We start from the raw sequence: 5,537 nt of genomic DNA, 5'->3' as shown, positions 1-5,537 counted from the left end.
TACAGGTACACTTGCCTGTTTAACATCACCTTTAACCGTTTTATAGGTCACATTCAATGTTGCTGTGCCTTCTTTGTTACCCATTACAAAAGCTTTACCGGCATCCTCACCAGTACCCATCGCAACCTGTGCGACGCTAGGGTTTGAAGTTGTAATTTGTGTAGCCACAGCCGGAAGCTCAACGGATTCACCTGCAGCATTTTTCGCTGTGATTTTTACTTCTCGGGACAATTTGCTTGTTGCTATTGCCAATTCACTGTCATTCACTACGTCACTGTCAATAGCATTGAACAATGGTGCTACTGTTCCAACGCTGTAAGTTAAGTTTGCATTTTCACCAACGACGGTAAGCGTTCTTTCTACTTTAGAAATCTCTTGATCACCTTTAAGAATTTGAGCTGTGAACTTAACGTAAGTTCCCTCTTTTGCAGCGCTCATTGTTTCAAAAGTGAACTCATCATTGAAAGCCTTATAGTCGTTTGTACCTTTTTCATACGTATTTTTCGTCAATACGTCTCCATTTGGAGTAAGAACATGCGCAGTAGCATTGTCAATAACATTACCATTTACATCATAAGTTACTGCTGTTGCAACTACGCTATATTTCGTATTACCGTCTGCCGTCGGAACCACAGAACCATTGCTGTTAAGATAGTTGGAGTCATCCAGTACTTGACCATATTGATCGATTACACTGAACTCAAAATCAGAAGTTGCCCCCGCTACAGCATTCTTGCTTGGAACTGTTAATTCTTTTAAATGGTCCGCAATACGAGCATCATGAACTGTGTACGTTTTAGTTGCTGTGCTGCTTGCATTGGCAGTTGCAATGACTGCTGTTACAGATACCGCTCCGTTAGAACCAGCATCAATTTTATCTAATTTAATCATACCCTTGTGCTCACCGGAAGTTGCAATTGTGCTGCTGCCCGTTGCTCCAGAGATTGAAACTCTAATACGTTCTACGTTCGCATCACTTGCCAAATCGTCTGCACTCAGCTGTTTGCCATTTGCATCATAAGCCATCAATGGAACATATACATCCGTGTCTCCGGATGCAATCACATCATTCATGTCGCCAATTTCTATTTTCGTCGCTACTTTTGCGGATTGAATGCTCACTTTACCTGTTGCAGTTGCCGCTTGGTTAAATACAGTGAAGCTGAAATCTCCGGATTTATCAATATCTTTGAGCAAGGAGATTTTCACTTGTGGAATGTCGTTGCCGTTATCTTCAATTACATAGCTAACATCTTCACTTGCAAGATAGTCATTCCAGATTAAGCTTGTATCTTTAAGCTTGTCTTCACTGGATAGCGTTTCATAAGACATAACAGAACCATATTGGTCATATAAGTTCAAATCAAACTCAGCATTTTCGCCTTTCGCATTCAGAGCAGTACCCACGGAGTAACGCGGTTGGCCTAGCTCAAGTTTCGTCAAGATTGGCTGCGTACCTAGCTTGAAGTTTTTCGTTACAGTGATATGGCTGTCATTATTCACAATTGTTACTGGAATCACAGTTACGCCTTGCGTCGTGTCTTTTGTGTTAGTATCCAATGTGATCAATAGTGTGCCGTCATTGTCTTTTGTTATTTTCGTGAAAGTTGCAGCTGATGTGTACACATCGTAAGAACCTGCATTGGTGGAAGCAGCTTCACCATATTGGTTTACAGCTTTAGCTTTAACAATTACTTTATCTGCATAGGCGATCGTGTCGTTCGCGGATACGAATTCGATGTTTTTCATCACTTCGTCTTCGCCTTTGAATGTAGCTGTTGTTTTATCAACAGCAGCTGCATCAAGGCCGCTCATATTTACTGTGTACTCACCGTTGCTGATTTTAACGTCAGTTAGTGTCAATACAGCAGATTTTTTATCAGCCGCGAAAGCAGTAGTTGTTACAACATCGGCGTTACCTTTTTTCAAGGACAACTCCGTTTTTTCTACGTCAACAGGCTTGTTAAAGGTAACTTCAACTTTTTGAACCCCAGCTGCTTTTGCGCCAGTAACAGAAACTTTACCCGCTGGTACGTATTGTTGTTTCGCTTCATAAGCACCAGTTAATAGAAGATCGCGAGTTGCGTTAGCTTGACCACCAAATGCACCATCTTCGCCGTTAGTTAGAAGTTTCAATTCAAGTGCCAAAGCAACATAACCTTGTGCCCAATCAGAAACTGTTTTGTCAGTGCCTGTTTTGCCTTTAGCAGCTTCATCTTGTCCAAGAACACGAACCAAGAAAGTTGCCAATTGCTCTTTTGTTACTTTACCTGCCGGGTTATATTGACCCTCAGCATAACCATCCGTTACGCCAGCTGTTTTTAAAGCTTCAATATAAGGAAGTGCATAACCATTGGCTGAATCGTCAACACTAACGTCAGCGAAGCTTGAAGTTTTCAAATCTTTATTTACTTCAAGACCCATGATCAATGCTGCAACTTTAGCAAATTGTGCACGGTTCATTTCGTCTTTTAGACCAAAAGTTGTTTCAGATACACCGTCAAAGATACCTGCAGAGATCATTGCATCGAATTTTGCTTTTGTAGCAGCATCCAGGTCTTTCAAGTCTGTGAAGTCAGTAGATGATTTCGCTGCGAATGCCAGGGATGAGAACATCGAAAGAGCCATAGCGGAAGTAAGAACTACGGAAAGTGTTTTTTTCATAAAGGTTTGTTTCCTCCTAATATTTTTAAGTTTTTGTTATAAAAATTGAGGATCAACTTAATATTTGTGTGACTCGCGATTAATTTCGTATATCATTTCGTATATCAACTCGGCTACAAACATAGTATACTATCGACCAGTGATAAAAGCATTGATAAGTATTTTCCATGCTAAATTGTGCGTTGCATATAAATAAAAAAAAGAAGGCCAGTTGGCCTTCTTATCTTAAGCTTTAGTTTATCTTAGTTTACAGTTACTGCAACWACATCGGATTTACCGCTTGGGGATGTGATTGTCAGATCAAAYGATCCAGCATYRCCATTTGTTTTSGTTACTKTRATGTTACCATTYSCRTCGATGGATACTGAAGTTAGGTTTGAAGAGTAGCCATTAGCCGAGAAKGTTACACCCAGTACGCCATTAGCTTTTTGAGCATCTTCTTGCTCATACTCAACACCGTAGTTGTCAGTAACAATTAGATCTGGACCGATGAATGCATTTCCACCAGTTGTACCAATTGTCATGTCTTTGTCAGCTTCGACTTTGTCGACGGCAAGTGCATCATTTTTAGATGTTACMGMAACTGTTGCTGTTTTGATTTCACCTTTAATTGTTCTATAAGATACRTTTAATGTAGCCGTACCTGTTTTGTTACCAAGAACATARGCTTTRCCACCMACAAGGGCTACTTTAGCAGCAGCATTGTTCGATGTTGTAATACCTGTGATTGTACCAGCCGGAAGTTTTACAGTGTCACCAGAAGCGTTTTTAGCTGAAAGTTTAACTTCTTGTGCGAAAACTTGAGATTTCGTTACATCTTTCAGATCATCAGCAGAGATCGTTGTACCACCAGTACCATAAGTGGATCCAACAACTATGCCGCTATCACTAAAATTGAACAATGTTGGAACAGCGTTCACGGAGTAAGTCAGGTCGTCTGTTGCGCTAGCAACCGTGATTGTTCTAGTTAACTTGGAGATCTCGGTGCCGTTTTTCGTAATCGTTACTGTGTAATCAGCTTTTGCACCTTCAGTAGCATTTTCAGTAGTGAAGAGTGTGTACTCATCATTGAATGCTTCGAAGTCACCAGCAGTTTCACCTTTACCAAAGATTGCAGAAGTAATTGCATTATTGTTATCGTCACCTTTTTTCAGGCCGATTGTACCAGCAGCAGTACCTGTAGCAGTCACATTAACGTTGACTTGATACTTGTTGTTCGAACCATCAGTAAATGTTGGCGAGTTGTTACCTTGGCTATCTGTGAAGTGTGCATCGTCAAGTACCTGGCCGTATTGGTCAATGACCGCAAGCTCAATATCAGATTCTCCACCTTTAACAACGGATTTCGCAGGATCTGTTACTACTTTGAAGTGATCAGGTACACGAGCGTCAGCAACTGTGAATGTTTTTGTGGAAGTGCTGCTTGCATTCGCTGTTGCGATGATCGCTGTAATGGATACTGCACCTTTTGTATTGTTGCTAATTTGGTTCAGTTTAATCGAACCTTTGTGCTCACCGGAATCCATGATTGGCGCTGTTGATTGACCTTCAACACCAGAAACATTTACTTGGATACGTTCGATGTTTTGGTCACTAGTCAGGTCATCCATGCTTAATTGATTGCCAGCTGCATCATAAGCTACGACWGGAAYATAAACWTCTTTGTCGCCAGCYGCGATCACATCGTTAAGCTCWCCAATTTCAACTTTGTTTGCAAGCTTCGAAGATTGAACGGATACTTTRCCASWTGCTGTAGCYGCTTGGTTGAAYACTGTGAAGTTGTAGTCGCCAGCTTTATCAACATCATTGACTAATGAGATTTTAACTTGYGGRATATCGTTTCCGTTATCTTCTACTTCTGTTTTCACATCTYCAGCYGGGATGTARTCGTTCCAGATCACAGTTGTGTCACCGAACAATTTAGWAGTRCTTGTATTGYCWTTRCTGTATACTTTTGCATTCATYAAAGAGTCATAAGAGATWGTACCRCCGTATTGGTCAAACARGTTMAGGTCRAATTTCACGTTYTCRCCTTTACCAKTAAGTGYTGTACCTACGGAGTAGCGAGCRTCACCAAGCTCAAGTTTCGTCAAGATTGGTTGTGTACCCAATTTGAAGTTTTTCGTAGCTGTGATRTGGCTGTCGTTGTTAACGATAGTTACTGGGATCACAGATACACCTTGCGTTGTGCTTTCGTTTGCTGTATCCAAAGTGATCAATAAAGTACCGTCTGTATCTTTTGTAATTTTAGTGAATGTAGCAGCGGACGTGTACACATTGTAAGAACCAGCATTTGTTGTTGCATTCTCACCATATTGGTTAGAAGCTTTTACTTTCACGATTGTTTTATCTGCATAAGCGATCGTGTCGCCGGCATTTACGAAATCGATTTTTGTAAGAACTTCATCTTCACCTGTGAAAGTTGCCGATGTTTTCTCAACTGTAGCTGCATCCAAACCGGAAACTGTTACTGTGTACTCACCATTGCTGACTTTCACATCCGCCAATGTTAGAACCGCGGATTTCTTGTCATCAGAGAATTTTGTAGTTGTAACGACTTCGCTTGTACCTTTTTTCAAGCTCAATTTTGCTTTTTCAACATCAACTGGTTTGTTGAATGTTACTGTTACTTGTTGAGCGCCTGTCGCTTTAGCACCTGTTACAGAAACTTTACCAGCCGGTACGTATTGTTGTTTTGCTTCATAAGCACCTGTCAAAAGCAGGTCACGAGTTGCGTTAGCCATTCCGCCGAATGTACCATCTTCACCGTTAGAAAGAAGTTTCAATTCAAGCGCTAATGCTACATAACCTTGTGCCCAGCCAGAAACCGTTGTGTCTGTGCCTGTTTTGCCTTTAGCTGCTTCATCTTGACC

The 5,537-nt window shown here is 41.1% G+C and carries 2 protein-coding genes; both read right to left on the bottom strand.

Annotated features, from left to right (window positions below):
* On the bottom strand, window positions 1-2,664 hold a 2,664-nt coding region (locus tag AC1DUA_RS21365), incomplete at its 3' end, for an S-layer homology domain-containing protein (protein ID WP_477501691.1).
* 242 nt (window positions 2,665-2,906) lie between these two features.
* On the bottom strand, window positions 2,907-5,537 hold a 2,631-nt coding region (locus AC1DUA_RS21360), incomplete at its 5' end, for an S-layer homology domain-containing protein (RefSeq protein WP_477501690.1).

It is taken from the genome of Paenibacillus sp. 01T422 (genome assembly GCF_056398785.1).
The sequence above is the reverse complement of the archived record's forward strand: the minus strand, read 5'-3'. Positions and strand labels throughout refer to the sequence as shown.